Raw genomic sequence first — 15,573 nt, forward strand, 5'->3', positions numbered from 1 at the left:
GTGAGCGCCGCCGCGCCCGGGCGCCGCTACCCCGGCCTGCCCGCGGACGCGGCCCGCGCCAAGGCGCACGCGCATCGGGCGCAGACGCCCGAGGACGCCTACGCGCGCTTCGCCCCGCTCGCGCGCCGCATGGGCGTCACGCGCGTAGGCGCGCTCACGGGCCTGGACACGCTGGGCGTGCCCGTGTGCTTCGCCGCGCGCCCGAACTCGCGCTCGATCGCGGTCCACCAGGGCAAGGGCCTGACGCTCGCGGGCGCGCGCATCTCCGCCCTCATGGAGGCGGCCGAGACCTGGCACGCTGAGGACGTGCTCGCGCCCGTGCGCCTGGCGCGCGCGGCGGACCTGCGGGCGGCCGGGCTCGCCTGCGCGTGGCGCGGGCTCCCGCTGGCGCGCGCCTTCGACGACCACCAGCCCATCCCCTGGGTCGCGGCGCGGGACGTCGCGACGGGCGGGGAGGTCCTCGTTCCGCTGGAGGCCGTGTCCTCGGACTATACGGCCGAGGCGGAGCAGCGTTTCGGCGGCTATTTCGAGGCCACCACCAACGGCCTGGCCTCCGGGTCCACGGTGGCGGAGGCGCTGGCGCATGGGCTCTGCGAGGTGATCGAGCGCGACGCGGTCGCCTTGTGGCGCCTGCGGGAGGGCCATCGCGAGCCCGCCCTGGACCTGGACAGGATCCAGGACCCCGGCTGCCGCTGGCTGCTGGAGCGCTTCGCTTCGGCCGGCGTGCGCGTCCGGCTCTGGGACGCGACGTCGGACGCCGGCGTCCCGACGTACCTGGCGCTGGCGGTTGACGCCGGCGAGACCGCAACCGACCCGGAGGTGGGCTCGGCCTGCCACCCCAGCCCGGTCGCGGCCATGGTCAAGGCGCTGGCGGAGGCCGCCCAGGCGCGCACCACCTGGATCGCCGGAGCGCGGGACGACTTCGAGCCGGCGCTGTACCAGGCCTCGGCCCGGAGCCGACGGCGCCGGGACAGCACGCGTTGGCTCGACGGGCCCGCCGACGCGCCGCCCGAAGCCCGGCCGGATCTGTCGACCGACAGCGTCCTCGGCGATCTCGAGGCTATCCTGGACAGGCTCGCCGCGGTCGGGATCGAGCAGGTCCTCTATGTCGACCTGACCCGGCCCGATATCGGGATCCCGGTCGTCCGGACCCTCGTGCCCGGTCTGGAGTCGCCCCTGACCGGTGAGGACCCGGCCAAGGCGGGCGGGGCCCGCGCCGCTCAGGCCGGGTCCGGGCGAGGAGGCCGGCCGTGAGCGGCCTCCTGTTCCTCGGCCCAAGCCTGCCTGTTGAAGAAGCCCGCGCGCTCACGGAGATGCGCATCCTGCCGCCAGCGGCCCAGGGCGACCTCTACCGGGCGATCCTGGACCATCGGCCGCGGGCGGTGGGGATCGTGGACGGCTATTTCCACCAGGTCCCGTCGGTCTGGCACCGGGAAGTCCTCTGGGCGATGTCCGAGGGCGTCGCGGTGTTCGGCGCGGCCAGCATGGGGGCGCTGCGGGCCGCCGAGCTGTGCGACTTCGGCATGGTCGGGGTGGGCCGGGTGTTCGAGGCCTATCGCGACGGCCGATATGGCTCCTTCCCGGAGCTTTTCGAGAATGACGACGAGGTCGCGGTCCTGCACGGGCCGCCGGAGACCGGCTTCCTGCGCCTGAGCGACGCCCTGGTCGATCTCCGGCAGGGGCTGATCGAGGCCAGCGACGCCGGCGTGATCAGCGCCGCGCTCCGGGACCGGCTCGCGGCCGAGGCCGCCGCCTTGCCGTATGGCGAGCGCAGCGCGGAGGCCCTCCTGGCCAGCCCGAGCCTCGAGGGCGAGGCGGCCCAGGCGCTCAGGCTGTGGTGGGAGCGCGGCTACGAGTCGCAGAAACGGCGGGACGCCATCGCCTTGATCGCGCGGATGGAGGCGTGGCTCTCCACTGGGGAACCTGCGCCGCCGCCCTCGTTCGTCTTCCAGCGAGCGGGCGTGTGGGAGGCGTTCGTGGCCGGGGAGGCGAGGCGGCGAGCGGAGACGCTCAGCCCTGACGAGCAGCTTGTGATCGATGACTTGCAGCTGGATCCGCCGGCCTGGGCCGCCCTGCGCCGCGCCGCTGGCCGGGAGCCAGGCGGCTCGCTTGCCGAAGATGCGCGGGATTGCTTGCTGCGGTGGCGCGAGAGCCGGGGGCTGCGGTCGCGGCCCGCCCTCGATGCGTGGATGGCGGCGAACGGGCTCGACCAGGCCGGGCTCGCCGCCCTGTTCGAGCGGGTGGCGCGCCGGGGTGGAGCCCACGTCACGCCCGCCGGATTCCGCGATGTGATCGACCACCTGCGGATTACGGACCGGTATGCGGCGGCGCTGGCGCGCGCCCGCCGCCATGCCGAGCTGCTTTCCGCCAATCCGGACGCGCCTCCGGCGCGGCCGTCGGCCATGAGCCTCGCCGAGCGCTACGGCGTGATCGACGCAAGCGCGCTCGGCGCCGAAACCCTGGAGCGGGCGGCCCGGCGGCTCTGCTATGGGGACGCGTCGGCCCTCGCGCAGGCTCTAGAAATGCGCCGCAAACTCGAGCTCGCCGGCGTCGCTGATTTCGAACGGGAGGCGCGATGAGCATGCGGGGCACGCTGTTCCGATTATTTCCCCAGGCCGGCGACGCCTATCCGGAGCCCGAGGTCATCGAGGTCTCGTCTCCCGCCGGAACCGTCGGTCCGGGCCCGTCTGACGGCCTCCTCGCCGTGGTGGACGCCATCGACAAGCCTCCCTACGATCCTCCCGCCTTCGCGCCGCCCTATCTGGGCCCGGTGCGTCCGCCGGCGTGGCCGGACCAGCATGGCGATTTCTCGCATATTCCCGTCGACACCCAGCAGTTCCTGCAGGCCCATCTCTATGGCTCTGTCCGGCTGACGCTCGATGTCTGGGAGAAGTATCTCGGCCGCCATCTGCGGTGGATGGACCTGGAGGAGGGCCAGCGTATCGAGTTGACCCCCGTGCTCGGCTGGCCGAACGCCCAGTCAGGACCCGGCTTCCTGGAGATGGGGGCCCAGGTGAACGACCAGGGCGAGTTGCGCCTGTTCTGCCTCAACCTGGACGTCGTGGCGCACGAGACCGGCCACGCCGTGCTGTTCGGCGAACTGGGGACGCCGCCATCCGGGCGGGTCACGGCCGACTTCCTCGCCTTCCACGAGTCGATCTCGGATCTCACGGCGCTTTTGACGGCCCTGCATTTCGAGTCGGTGATCGCCCATGTGCTGGGTCAGACCAACGGCAACCTCTACGTCCTGAACGACATGAACCGCATCGGCGAGCTGTCGGACACGCAGCAGATCCGCATCGCGGACAACCTGACCCGCATGAGCGACCTTGCGGACTTGCGCCTGGCGGCCGATGGCGAGTGGATCGACCTAACGGGACAGAAGCGAAACGCCCACGCCTTGGCGCAGCCGCTCACCGGCGCGCTGTTCGATTTCCTGGTCGACCTCTACCAGGACAACCTCGTCGCCAAGGGGGTGATCGGCCCTGACCTCGACGCCCGCGGCTGGGACCGGCAGGAAGTTGAAGCGGCCATGGACGGGCTCGCGGCCGCGTTCGGGGCGCGCCTCTCGAGCCTGAAGGGCGCTTTCCGGGCGGCCCTGGTCGAGGCTCGGGACGCCCTTGGGCGGGTGCTGGGCGCCATGCTCGACCAGATCGACGTCGAGGACCTCACCTACGAGCAGGTCGCCCGCGCGCTCGTGGATGGGGCCCAGCAGGTGGTCTCGCCCCGGGCCGCCGCCATGCTGACCGATAACCTGCGCTGGCGCCAGATCGAGCCCACTCCCCGGCCGCTGGAGAGGGCGGTTGCGGCCAGCATGCTGTCGCGGGCTCGCCAATACCGCTCCGGCGTTCCGTTCGCAGCCCAGATGGGCCGCGTCCAGGCCTTCAGGCGCATCGCCTGCTGCCCGCCGGGCCGGCATCACGAGCCCCTGCACGCTGCGGTCCTGGGCCAGATCATTCGCGCGGAGCACAGACGTCCGGTCTGATCTGTGAAGACGTTCACACGTGTGGGCGAGTCGTCGTGACAGATTAGTCAAGTCGATTGCCATCCGGCATTTTTAAGGTCTTCAATAAAGAACGACGAGAGCCGGCTGCCCAGAAGCCGGCCTTTGAACCATGTCGAAGGAGGGGCGCATGGTGAGCCTGGACGAGACCCTGCACGCAGGTTCGGTCGTGCGCCTGTTCGGCCGCAAGATGACGGACATCAAGCTCGTCGGAAATGAGTCCGCGGACAATGCGGCGCTGGCCCGCATCTACGGCTTCAGCTTCGAGGGCCAATACTACAAGCTCGCTGCGCCAAGCCTGTTCAAGGTGCATGGCGACGGGGCCGATGTTCCTGCGGGGACCTCCCCGATCAGCCTCGGACTGTCAGGCGTCGAGTTGAGCAGCGAAGTTTTCGCCGAGGACGTCCGCATGTGGGCCTACGGCAAGGACGACCACTCGATCCGCCTGGACACGCTGGCCGGCACATTCGCGGACATCCTGCTCACCCCCGAGCTCTCCGACGACGGCGTGACCGCCCGGGCCCAGATGACCGGGCGAGCCCAGCTCACGGGACGCGCCCAGATGACCGGCCGCGCGCAAATGACCGGCCGAGCCCAGCTGACGGGCCGGGCGCAACTGACCGGACGCGTGGAGTAGGGCGTCTCCCCGTCATTGCGAGCGAAGCAAAGCAATCCAGGGCGGCGCGCTCGATCGGGATTGCTTCGTCGCTGCGCTCCTCGCAAGGACGGCGAGGTTCCCGGAAGGCATTCGCTTCAATCCAGACGTCATGGCCGGGCTTGTCCCGGGCCATCTGCGCAGTCCGGAAAGCGTGAAGCCCGGGACAAGCCCGCCCGATGATCATCCGCGTCATCCCCGGCGGCCTGCGCAGCAGGCCGGGAAGGGGATCCAGGGGACTGGCGCCATCCCGGGCTTGTAGGACCGGGCGAACGCCGCCATCCCGGCGCGCGCTGCCCCTGGATCCCCTTCCCCTCCGCGCCTGCGGCGCTCCGGCCGGGGATGACGGGGCAAGGTGGGGAGCGACTGGATCGCTTCGTCGCTGCGCTCCTCGCAAGGACGGCGAGGTTCCCGGAAGCCGGTCGCTTCAATCCAGACGTCATGGCCGGGCTTGCCCCGGCCATCCGCGCAGTCCGGAAAGCGTGAAGCCCGGGACAAGCCCGCCCGATGATCATCCGCGTCATCCCCGGCGGCCTGCGCAGCAGGCCGGGAAGGGGATCCAGGGGACTGGCGCCATCCCGGGCTTGTAGGACCGGGCGAACGCCGCCATCCCGGCGCGCGCTGCCCCTGGATCCCCTTCCCCTCCGCGCCTGCGGCGCTCCGGCCGGGGATGACGGGGCAAGGTGGGGAGCGACTGGATCGCTTCGTCGCTGCGCTCCTCGCAAGGACGGCGAGGTTCCCGGAAGCCGGTCGCTTCAATCCAGACGTCATGGCCGGGCTTGCCCCGGCCATCCGCGCAGTCCGGAAAGCGTGAAGCCCGGGACAAGCCCGCCCGATGATCATCCGCGTCATCCCCGGCGGCCTGCGCAGCAGGCCGGGAAGGGGATCCAGGGGACTGGCGCCATCCCGGGCTTGTAGGACCGGGCGAACGCCGCCATCCCGGCGCGCGCTGCCCCTGGATCCCCTTCCCCTCCGCGCCTTCGGCGCTCCGGCCGGGGATGACGGGGCAAGGTGGGGAGCGACTGGATCGCTTCGTTGCTGCGCTCCTCGCATTGACGGCGAGGTTCCCGGAAGGCAGTCGCTTCAATCCAGACGTCATGGCCGGGCTTGTCCCGGCCATCCACGCGGTCCGGAAAGCGTGGACCCGGGACAAGCCCCGCCCGATGATCATCCGCGTCATCCCCGGCGGCCTGCGCAGCAGGCCGGGAAGGGGATCCAGAGGACTGGGCGCGATCTTGGGTTTGTTGGACGGGGGCGAACGCCGCAATCTCGGCGCGCGCTGCTATTGGATCCCCTTCCCCTGCGCGCCTTCGGCGCTCCGGCCGGGGATGACGGGGCAAGGGTGGGGGGCTGCTCACCGCGCGCCCGGCATCTGGTCCGGAGGGATCCAGGGGCCGGCGGTGTCGGCGAGGCGGGGCGGGCAGGGGACGCCGCGCTGGGCGTAGGCGTCCGCGAGCCGCCGGTCGCCATCGTTGCTCAGGTAAGGTTCGGAACTCTCGAAATGGACGCGGCGAGCGCCTGCCTCGGCCGCGGGCTGGCGGCGCGACCTGGCGCGGAGCCGGGCGACGCGAAGGCGCTCGGCCAGGCGCTGCGTCGCAAGGCCCAGGAGGTCGCGGGACACAATGGCGACCGCCGCCGCGTCCGACAGCACGAAGGCGAGGCTGCGGCGCTGGAGCGTAAGGCCGATCGCGGCGAAAACGCCGGCGAGACCGAGGAAGGAGAGGGCGAACGTGATCGCCTGGCCGGGTCCGCGCGAGGTCGCGGCGGACAGCGCGGGCGCGATGGAGCCGGTGGTGAGCGGGTCGGACAGGGCCGGAACGGCGGCCGCCGCCCGCGGCGCCACAGCCGCGGGCGACATGGCCGCGGCTGAAGCGGAAGCCGTCTCGATCGGAGTTGCGGCGGGCGCTGGCAGAGAGGCGCCGGCCGGAGCGGGCGCCTTGGCGGCCGACGCGACCAGCGCCGGCGCCGCCTCAGCCTGGTCGATGGTGCGGTTCACCAGTTCGGCCATGTGGTCGTCGCGGCTCTTCTGCGTGATTCCGCCCATCACCACGGCGATCACGCTCTTGTCGCCCCGCCGGACCGAGGCCAGCAGGTTGAACCCCGACGCGTTGGTGAAGCCCGTCTTGATGCCGTCCATGCCCTCCAGCCGGTTCATCAGCCGGTTGTGGCTCGGCACCTTGGCGCCCGCATATTCGAAGCTGCGGGTGGCGAAATAGGCGAACAGATTCGGAAAGCGTTCGCGAACCGCCTTGCCCAGGGTGGCCAGGTCGCGGGCCGTGGTGATCTGCGCCTTGTTGGGCAGGCCCGAGGCGTTCTCGAAATGCGTGTTGCGCATGCCGAGCTCGAGCGCCTTCTCGTTCATGCGCTCCGCGAAGGCCTTTTCCGACCCGGCGATATTCTCGGCGATCACCACGGCCACGTCGTTGGCCGAACGGGTGACGATGGCCTTGATCGCATCCTCGACCCGGATGGTCTCGCCCTTTTTCACGCCGAGGCGTGACGGGGCCTGGTTCATGGCGGCGGCGGAGACCTGGAGGGGAGTGTCCAGGGTCATGGCGCCCTTGTCGAGCTGCTCGAAAAGCAGGAACAGGGTCATGACCTTTGTGAGCGAAGCGGGATGGCGCGGGCCGTCGATGTCCTGCGCGTAAAGGATTCGGCCCGAGGTCGGATCGAGCACCATGGCCGAGGTCGGGGGCGCATAGCCGCCGCCGTGGGACTTGCGGCGGGCTTCGGCCGGCGAGATCGACAGCAGGGCCAGCAAGGCCACCAGCGCGGTCGTCCACCCCAACCCGACGACACCACGCCCCCGCGGCCCAACCGCGATCCGCACCATGTTCAACGCTCCGGACTCAACGCTCTCACACCCCGTGGGGCGGGGATGACCAGAGCGTCAAAGCGGTGAATCCCGGGTTAAAGGAGCGCGTGTTTTCACCCTTGCGGACGTGCCTCGTGGGAGCGGAGCCGGGCTCTCCGGGCGAGAATTGTTCCTGACGGGGCTCGGCTTGACAGCATTTGCGGCGTGTGAACGCTCGGGGCGCAGAATTCCGGAGATCCCCATGGCTCACGCCCTCTCGCCGTCCTCCACCCCCGTCGACCGCGCCGGCTCCGGCGGCAACCAGCCGAGCCTCGACGGCGAGGCGGTCTGGGAGGCCAAGGTCAACCTGGCCGCGTGTTTCCGCATGGCGGCGCGTTACGGCTTCGAGGAGGGCATCTGCAATCACTTCTCGGCCGTCGTCCCGGGCTACGACGACCTGTTCATCGTGAACCCCTATGGCTACGCCTTCCGCGAGCTGACCGCCTCGAAGCTCCTGGTCTGCGACTTCCACGGCAATGTGGTTTCGGGCGAGGGGCAGCCGGAGGCGACGGCGTTCCATATCCATGCGCGCCTGCACAAGAACCTGCCGCGCGCCAAGGTCGCGTTCCACACGCACATGCCCTACGCGACGGCGCTCGCCATGACGGAAGGCGACCCGCTGATCTTCGCCGGGCAGACGTCGCTCAAGTTTTATGGGCGCACGGCAGTGGACGCGAACTACAACGGCCTCGCCTTGGACGAGCGGGAAGGGGACCGCATCGCGGCGGCGGTCGGCGACGCCGACATCGTGTTCATGAAGCACCACGGCGTGCTGGTGCTGGCGCCCACCATCGCGGAGGCGTGGGACGACCTCTACTACCTGGAACGGGCCTGCGAGGCGCAGTGCATCGCCCTGTCGACCGGCCGCAAGGTGTTGCCCGTCGCCCCCGCGGTGGCCGAGTCCGCGGCCCGGCAGATGCGGGAGGGCGATCCCGAATCGGCCCGCCTGCACCTCATCAGCGTGCGCCGGCAGCTGGACGCCGAGGAGCCGGCCTACCGCAGCTGAGCAGGGGCCGACCGGCGTGGAGGGCGCTCCCCAACCCGCCGGCGGAACCCCGGTTGAATCTCTGGGATCTGATACATCAGGGGACTTCTGCTCAGCCCTGAGCCGTCGTATAGTGCTTTTCGTGACAGGGCTTCCGGTTGACCTCGGGAGGCCCCAACACGTTCGAAATGGCCGCCCGGCCCCATTGCAAGCGCCGCGGCTAAATCGATCAAATTCGGCAGCTTACGCACGCTACGGAAGCGGAAAAGCTCCGGGCGACTCAGGGAGGAACACTCGCATGACGGATTTTCGTCTCTCGCGCCGCGGTCTCATGGGGGCCGCCGCGGGCCTCGCGGCCTTGGGCGCCAACCGCGCCTTCGCCCAGCTCGCGATGCCGAAGGAGGCCGTGGCCATCAACATCGTCGACGTGGCCGGCAACCTGGCGCTGACGCAGAAGGCCTTCGAGGCCTACCGCAAGGCCAAGCCGAACGTCGTGTCCAAGTTCACCTTCACCAAGGCGCCCGCGCCCGAGCTGCCCGGCAAGATCAAGGCCCAGCAGGACGCCGGACGCCTGGACATCGACCTCGTGCTCACCGGCACGGATGCGCTGGCGGCCGGCATCGAGCAGAAGCTCTGGGTCGACCTCCTGGGCCAGTACGCGTCCCAACTGCCCAAGCTGGACGACATCTACCTCAAGGGCGCGGCCATGATGCAGTCGCTCGCCCGCGGGCAGGGCGTCACGGTCGCCTACTACCCGTCCGGCCCGCTGCTCGAGTACATGCCCGACAAGGTCAAGACGCCGCCGACCTCCACGGAGGAGCTGCTCGCCTGGGCCAAGCAGAACCCGAACAAGTTCCTCTACGCCCGCCCGGCCAACTCCGGCCCGGGCCGCACCTTCCTGATGGGCCTGCCCTACATCCTGGGCGACAGCAACCCGAAGGATCCGATGAAGGGCTGGGACAAGACCTGGGCCTACCTGAAGGAGCTCGGGCAGTACATCGAGTACTATCCCACCGGCACCGGCGCGACCATGAAGGAGCTCGGCGAGGGCACCCGCGACATTATCGTGTCCACCACCGGCTGGGACATCAACCCGCGCGTCCTCGGCGTCGTGCCGAAGGAAGCCAAGATCGCCACGCTGAAGAACTTCAAGTGGGTGATCGACGCCCACTACATGGTCGTGCCGAAGGGCATCTCCAACGACAAGCTCGCGGTGCTCTTGGACATCATGAAGTTCATGCTGACCAAGGAAGCGCAGGCTTTCACCTATGACGAGGGCTACTTCTATCCGGGCCCGGCGGTGAAGGACGTGCCGATCACCATGGCTCCCAAGGAGAGCCAGGAGGCGATCAAGGAGTTCGGCCGCCCCGAATACGAGAAGCTGATCGCCGACGTGCCCCTCGAGCTGCCGCTCGACCCCGAGCCCATGGTCGCCGCGTTCCGTCGCTGGGACGAGGAGATCGGCTCCAAGAAGACGAAGTAAGGCGAAGGGCGGCGGCCCGGTCTCCGGCCAGTCGCCGCCAATGTTCGCCGCCGTCATCCCCGGCCGGAGCGCCGAAGGCGCGGAGGGGAAGGGGATCCAGGAGCAGCGCGCGCCGGGCTCGCCCGGTTCGCGTCGCTCGATATGCACCTGGTCCCCTGGATCCCCTTCCCGGCGCTTCGCGCCGCCGGGGATGACGTGGCGACACGCCGTGAAATCCGACGCATTTGCGCCTTCCTCCCCCGCCGCCGGCGGCGGGCCCTTGATCGAGACCCCCTATGAGCCTGCTCTCATCCTTCAAATCCCTGCGCCTCGAGGGCGTCAGCCGCGATTTCGGCGTCGTCAACGCGCTGCGCGACCTCACGCTCGAGATCAAGCGGGGCGAGTTCATTGCGCTGCTGGGCCCGTCCGGTTGCGGCAAGTCCACGGCGCTGAACTGCATCGCCGGCCTGCTGCCGACGACCCGCGGGCAGATCATGCTCGACGACAAGCGCATCGACACGCTGCCGACCGAGGACCGCGGCTTCGGCATGGTGTTCCAGAACTACGCCCTGTTCCCGCACATGACCGTGCGGGCGAACGTGGGCTTCGGGCTCAAGATGCGGGGCGTCTCCAAGGCGGAGGCCGCGCCGCGCGTGGAGCAGGCGATCCGCACGGTGCGGCTCGACACGCAGGCGCACAAGCTCCCCGGCCATCTCTCGGGCGGCCAGCAGCAGCGCGTAGCCATCGCCCGCGCCATCGCCATTGACCCGCCGCTGGTGCTCATGGATGAGCCGCTGTCGAACCTCGACGCCAAGCTGCGCCTCGAGATGCGCCAGGAAATCCGGCGCATTCACCAGAGTCTCGGCTGCATCACCATCTACGTCACCCACGACCAGGACGAGGCCTTGTCGCTGGCCGACCGCATCGTGGTGCTGCGCGACGGAACCATCCGCCAGGTCGGCGCCCCCGAGGATCTCTACGCCCGACCGGCGCACCTCGACGTGGCCGAGTTCATGGGCTTCCGCACCCGCATCGCCGGGCGCGTGCAGGCGAAGGACGGCAACCGGGTGCAACTCGCGGTGAGCGGCACGACGCTGGACGGCGTGGTGCAGGAAGCCCTGACCGGGGATGCGGCCATCGCGGCGATCCGGCCGGACGACCTCGTGCCCGTCGCGCCGGACGCTCACGGCATCGATGGCGTCGTGGAGGCGATTGAGTACCGCGGCCGTGACTTCTTCGGGCAGGCCCGCACGAAAGGCGGCGACGAGCTGTTCTTCCGCTCGGAGCAGCGGCTCGCCCCCGGCGCCTCCGTCCGGCTCGGCGCCGAGCCGCACCGCGTCCTCGTGTATCCGGGAGCCTGACCATGGCCGACGCCATCCCGCTGCGCGCGCGGCTCGCGGCCAAGGGACTGGACGGAGTGACTCTCCTGGTCCTGCCCGCCGCCGCCCTTCTGCTCGCGCTGTTCCTCTACCCTTTCGGCTACGGCCTGTGGCTGTCGTTCCGTCCCAAGGACGGGTCGCTGCTGGGGAACTACGCCCGGTTCTTCTCGGACCCGTTCCTGTACGACACGATCTTCACGACCCTGGCGCTCGCCGTGCCGGTGACGATCGTGAACCTGCTGTTCGCCGTGCCGGTCGCCTTCCGGGTGCGCCTGATGCGACACCAGCGGCTGCTGACCACCATCCTGGTGCTGCCGATCACGCTCGGCACCGTGCTGGTGGCCGAGGGCATGCTGAACTATTTCGGCCCGCAGGGCTGGTTCACGCGCGCTCTGGTGTCCACGGGGCTGTTCAACGCCTCGTCGATCAAGCTGGTGCATAACTACTGGGGCGTGTTCCTTTCGCTCCTGATCACCGGCTTCCCGTTCACCTTCCTGCTGACGCTGTCCTACGTGACCGGCATCGATCCGGGACTGGAGCAGGCGGCTGCGACGCTGGGCGCCCGCGCGGCGGAGCGCTTCCGCCACGTGTTCCTGCCGCTGCTCGTGCCGGGGCTGGCGATCACCTTCTGCCTCAGCTTCGTGCAGGCCTACTCGGTGTTCCCGTCCGCCGTGCTGCTCGGCGCGCCGGCTGGTCCGACGCGCGTGATCTCGATCGCGGCCTACCAGGCGGCCTTCGAGGAGTACGACTACAGCCTGGCCTCCGCCATCGCGATGATCATGGGCGCCGTGCAGCTCGTGGTCGTGGTCGCCGTGCTCGCCCTCCGCAACCTGTTCTATCGCGGCCCCGCCGCGGGCGCGAAAGGCTGACCCCATGACCGCCGTCACTCTCGAAGCCCCTCCCGCCGTGGCGACCGGGCCCTCCGGCCTGCGCTCGGTCGGATCGCGGCTGTGGATCGTCGCCGTCTGGTCGGCCGTGATCTTCTTCATCGTCAACCTGCTCGGAATCATCGCCGCCGTGGTGACGAGCTCCTTCGCCACGCGATGGCTGCGCTCCTGGCTGCCGAACGACTACACGACGCGCTGGTATCTTTCGGCATGGGACGAGTTCCAGCTGCACGACGTGCTGCTGGTCACCTTCCAGATCGTGGGAGCGGTCGTGCTGCTCTCGGGCCTGCTCGGGGTGCCGGCCGCCTACGCCATGGCGCGGCGGGACTTCCCCGGCAAGAAGGTCATGATGCTGATCTTCCTGCTGCCGCTGCTGGTGCCGCCGGTGACCTTCGGCATCCCGCTGGCGACGGTGCTCTACCAGTCGGGCCTCGGCGGCACCATGGCGGGCGTGGTCCTGGCGAACCTGGTGCCGACGGTGCCGTTCGTGATCCTGGTCATGATCCCGTTCATCGAGCAGATCGACCCCCGGGTGGAGGCTGCGGCGCGCGTCTTCGGCGCGGGCACGTTCCGGATGTTCGTCCACGTGCTGCTGCCGTTGCTCATGCCCGGCGTGCTGGCCGCCCTGCTGCTGGTGCTGGTGCGCACCATCGCCATGTTCGAGCTGACCTTCCTGACGGCCGGCCCGAGCAGCCAGACGCTGGTCGTGGCGCTCTATTACGCGGTGTTCGCGGCCGGCGTCCGCGCCGTGCAGTCGATCGACGCCATGGCGGTTGTCTATATGGTGACCACGCTCATCTGGCTGGTGATCGCGCTGCGTTTCGTGAACCCGACCCAGATGGTGACCCGGTCCAAGCGCCAGTCGGCGCATTGAACCCGGGCCGACTGCAGCCGTCGACGACATGGCCGGGTTCGTCCCGGCCATGTGCGTTTCCAGGGGGCGCCAGCGCCCGATGCGCGTCTATAGCCAGGCGCGCGATGTGGCTCCTGCGACCGGCAGATCCGGCTTCACGCTTCCATCCCGTCCTGGCCGGGCTTGTCCCCGCCATCCACGGGGTTGGGCAGGCGTGGATGACCGGGACGAGCCCGAGGATGATACTGGAATCGGATTAGCCGGCCCGCCGAAGATCTCTCGCCGTCATCGCGAGGAGCGAAGCGACGAAGCAATCCTGGATGGGTCGGCGGGCTCAGCCCTCCGGCGTTGATCGAGGGCTATTTCGCCGGCTCGAAGTTCTGGTTGGCGTATGGCGAGCGCGTCGGCACCTGGATCGCGATGAAGGAGAAGCCCGCCGCCTTGTGGCACTGGTTGCAGGCGTCCGTGAGCTTCAGGAAGCCGGATTCGAAGATCTGCTGGTTCTTCCCGGCGATCCCTTTGGCGATCTCGTCCAGCGCCGGGTCGGACTTTTCCCGGATGAGCTTGGCCTGTGCGACGCTGGAGGCCTCCGGGTAGAGCTTTGCAATCCGCTCGATGGTGCTCCGGAAGCGGTCGAGCTCATATTGGGAGAGCTCCCAGTTCTCGACCTTTTGCGCATACCACAGCTTGTAGTGGCGCAACTGCGTCAGCGTCATCAGGTCGGCGAGGGCCGGCTTCAGCGCGTCCTCGTCACTCTTGGGCGGTTCGGCCGCCAGCGCGGGGGCTATCAGCGCCCCCGCGACCGCAAGCGCCGCGCCCAGCCCCCGGAAAAGCCCCTGAGCCATCGACCAACTCCCCTGCCTTTGACGGGAGATGATGCCGGCCCGCGGGGCGCCTGACGCTGTTTGCGCTCAGTTTTTTAGGCGTGCTCGTAGGCCCGTTCGCCGTGGGTGGCCAGGTCGAGGCCGTCGAATTCTTCCTCCGCGCCGACGCGAAGCGGCGTGATCGGGGCGAGCAGGCGGGCGAGGCCGAAGCTAATGGCCAGCGACCAGGCGGCGGTGACCGCCACGGCCAGGACCTGGACGCCGAGCATGGCCAGGAAGGGCGTGGGCAGCCCCGCGCCGCCCAGCGCCTTCTGGGCGAAGACCGGCAGCAGGACGCTGCCGAGCATGCCGCCGACGCCGTGGACCGCGAAGACGTCCAGGCTGTCGTCGATCTCCAGGCGATGCTTCACGAAGAGCGTCGCGCCAAAGCAAACGGCTGCGCCGATGGTGCCGACCATCATGGCCCCGGCGGGTCCCACATAGCCCGCCATTGGCGTGATCGTGGCGAGACCGGCGATGCAGCCGGTCGCGATGCCGATGGAAGTGGGCTTGCCGATCTTGAACCACTCGGCGCCGATCCAGGTGAGGGCGCCGGCGGCAGCAGCGAGGTGGGTGGCGATGATGACGGAGGCGGCGGAGCCGTCGGCTGCGAGCGCGCTGCCGCCGTTGAAGCCGAACCAGCCGACCCAGAGCATGCCGGCGCCCATCATGGTCAGGCCCGGGCTATGGGGCGGCGCCATGTGGCTCGGAAAGCCCTTGCGGCGGCCGACCAGGATCGCGAGCAGCAGCGCCGAGACGCCAGCCGTGGTGTGGACCACGACGCCGCCGGCGAAATCCAGGGCCCCGAGCGCCGCGAGCCAGCCGCCGCCCCACATCCAGTGCGTCACGGGTGCGTAGACCAGCAGGAGCCAGAGCGCGCTGAAGGCCAGCACGAAGGGGAAGTTCACCCGCTCCGGATAGGCGCCGACGATCAGCGCCGGCGTGATGATCGCGAATGTCATCTGGAACAGCGCGAACACGTTCTCCGGGATGGCGGTCGCGCCGTAGCTGTCCGACAGGTTCGCGAGGAACAGCTTGCCGAAGCCGCCCAGCAGGGAGCCCGTCCCGTCGAAGGCGAGGCTGTAGCCCACGGCGACCCAGAGCAGCGAGCCGATGCAGCAGATCGCGAAGCACTGCATCATGATCGACAGCAGGTTCTTGGCGTGCAGCAGGCCGCCGTAGAACAGGGCAAGGCCCGGCAGGGTCATGAACAGCACCAGCGCCGAGGCGGTCAGCAGCCAGGACACGTGGCCAGCCGTTTCGCCCGAGGCGGCGAAGACCGGGGTGGCGGCGAAAAGGGCGGGGAGGGCGAGCGCGACGCCCGCGCCCTGCCTTACCAGACGCCAATGTGACCTTTGACCGGGCATGGCGCCCTGATCTGCAGCGTTTAATGCACAAAAAACAGGCGCCGTGGCCGGGCCACGCGAGGACGACTTGGGCAAGGGGCGGGATCCTTTGCACGCTGGGTGAGCATTCGCGTGACCCGTTTGCAAGCGTCTTGCCACTTCGCTGGGCAGCGCGGTGTGCGCGGCGAGTGAAGCTGCCCGGTCCGGCCGATCGCCGGGTTCTTTGTGGAAGCGCAAAAACGGGTGGCGCGGTCGCCTGTAGGCCTTCCGGATACCGACCTTCTCC

12 protein-coding genes are annotated in these 15,573 nt (G+C 69.6%); 9 read left to right on the forward strand and 3 right to left on the reverse strand.

What is annotated here, in order from left to right:
• The 4 genes from SLNSH_RS16785 to SLNSH_RS16800 all read left to right on the forward strand — a co-directional run.
• The coding region (locus SLNSH_RS16785) for a YcaO-like family protein (RefSeq protein WP_158266792.1) at positions 1 to 1,254 on the forward strand (1,254 nt) is incomplete at its 5' end.
• Positions 1,251 to 2,579 (forward strand): TfuA-like protein, encoded by a 1,329-nt coding sequence (locus SLNSH_RS16790; RefSeq protein ID WP_210202527.1) that lies wholly within the window; start codon positions 1,251 to 1,253, stop codon positions 2,577 to 2,579. The genes SLNSH_RS16785 and SLNSH_RS16790, both read left to right, overlap by 4 nt.
• Positions 2,576 to 3,985 (forward strand): gluzincin family metallopeptidase, encoded by a 1,410-nt coding sequence (locus tag SLNSH_RS16795; protein ID WP_146140290.1) that lies wholly within the window; start codon positions 2,576 to 2,578, stop codon positions 3,983 to 3,985. The genes SLNSH_RS16790 and SLNSH_RS16795 overlap by 4 nt, the downstream gene beginning before the upstream one ends.
• Positions 3,986 to 4,133: 148 nt before the next feature.
• Positions 4,134 to 4,640 (forward strand): hypothetical protein, encoded by a 507-nt coding sequence (locus SLNSH_RS16800; RefSeq protein WP_106338174.1) that lies wholly within the window; start codon positions 4,134 to 4,136, stop codon positions 4,638 to 4,640.
• A 1,372-nt stretch (positions 4,641 to 6,012) separates the two neighbouring features.
• Here SLNSH_RS16800 and SLNSH_RS25395 read toward each other — a convergent pair.
• Entirely contained in the window at positions 6,013 to 7,491 is a 1,479-nt protein-coding gene (locus tag SLNSH_RS25395) for a D-alanyl-D-alanine carboxypeptidase family protein (RefSeq protein WP_245422391.1), read from the reverse strand.
• A gap of 223 nt (positions 7,492 to 7,714) precedes the next feature.
• Between SLNSH_RS25395 and SLNSH_RS16815 the strand changes: the two genes are divergently transcribed.
• The 5 genes from SLNSH_RS16815 (at position 7,715) to SLNSH_RS16835 (ending at position 13,099) form a co-directional block, all read left to right on the forward strand.
• Complete coding sequence (locus tag SLNSH_RS16815; protein ID WP_106338175.1) at positions 7,715 to 8,518, forward strand: aldolase; 804 nt, start codon at positions 7,715 to 7,717, stop codon at positions 8,516 to 8,518.
• Positions 8,519 to 8,795: 277 nt separating this feature from the next.
• Positions 8,796 to 9,980 carry an extracellular solute-binding protein gene (locus SLNSH_RS16820; RefSeq protein ID WP_106338176.1) on the forward strand — a complete coding sequence of 395 codons (1,185 nt, stop codon included), beginning with the start codon at positions 8,796 to 8,798 and terminating at the stop codon, positions 9,978 to 9,980.
• 275 nt (positions 9,981 to 10,255) lie between these two features.
• A complete protein-coding gene (locus tag SLNSH_RS16825; protein WP_106338177.1) occupies positions 10,256 to 11,320 on the forward strand; it encodes an ABC transporter ATP-binding protein in 1,065 nt (354 codons plus the stop codon).
• Positions 11,321 to 11,322: 2 nt separating this feature from the next.
• Entirely contained in the window at positions 11,323 to 12,207 is an 885-nt protein-coding gene (locus tag SLNSH_RS16830; RefSeq protein WP_106338178.1) for an ABC transporter permease, read from the forward strand.
• A gap of 4 nt (positions 12,208 to 12,211) precedes the next feature.
• The gene (locus SLNSH_RS16835) at positions 12,212 to 13,099 is read left to right on the forward strand and encodes an ABC transporter permease (protein ID WP_106338179.1); all 888 of its coding nucleotides are present in this window, start codon (positions 12,212 to 12,214) and stop codon (positions 13,097 to 13,099) included.
• Positions 13,100 to 13,437: 338 nt separating this feature from the next.
• On the opposite strand, the gene SLNSH_RS16840 is transcribed toward SLNSH_RS16835, so the two are convergent.
• Positions 13,438 to 13,923, reverse strand: coding sequence for a hypothetical protein (locus SLNSH_RS16840; RefSeq protein ID WP_106338180.1), 486 nt, complete (start codon positions 13,921 to 13,923; stop codon positions 13,438 to 13,440).
• Between the two features lie 74 nt (positions 13,924 to 13,997).
• Complete coding sequence (locus SLNSH_RS16845) at positions 13,998 to 15,308, reverse strand: ammonium transporter (RefSeq protein WP_106338181.1); 1,311 nt, start codon at positions 15,306 to 15,308, stop codon at positions 13,998 to 14,000.
• Positions 15,309 to 15,573: the final 265 nt, after the last annotated feature.

The sequence above is a fragment of the Alsobacter soli genome (assembly GCF_003004785.1).
GTDB classification, from domain to species: Bacteria; Pseudomonadota; Alphaproteobacteria; order Rhizobiales; family Beijerinckiaceae; genus Alsobacter; species Alsobacter soli.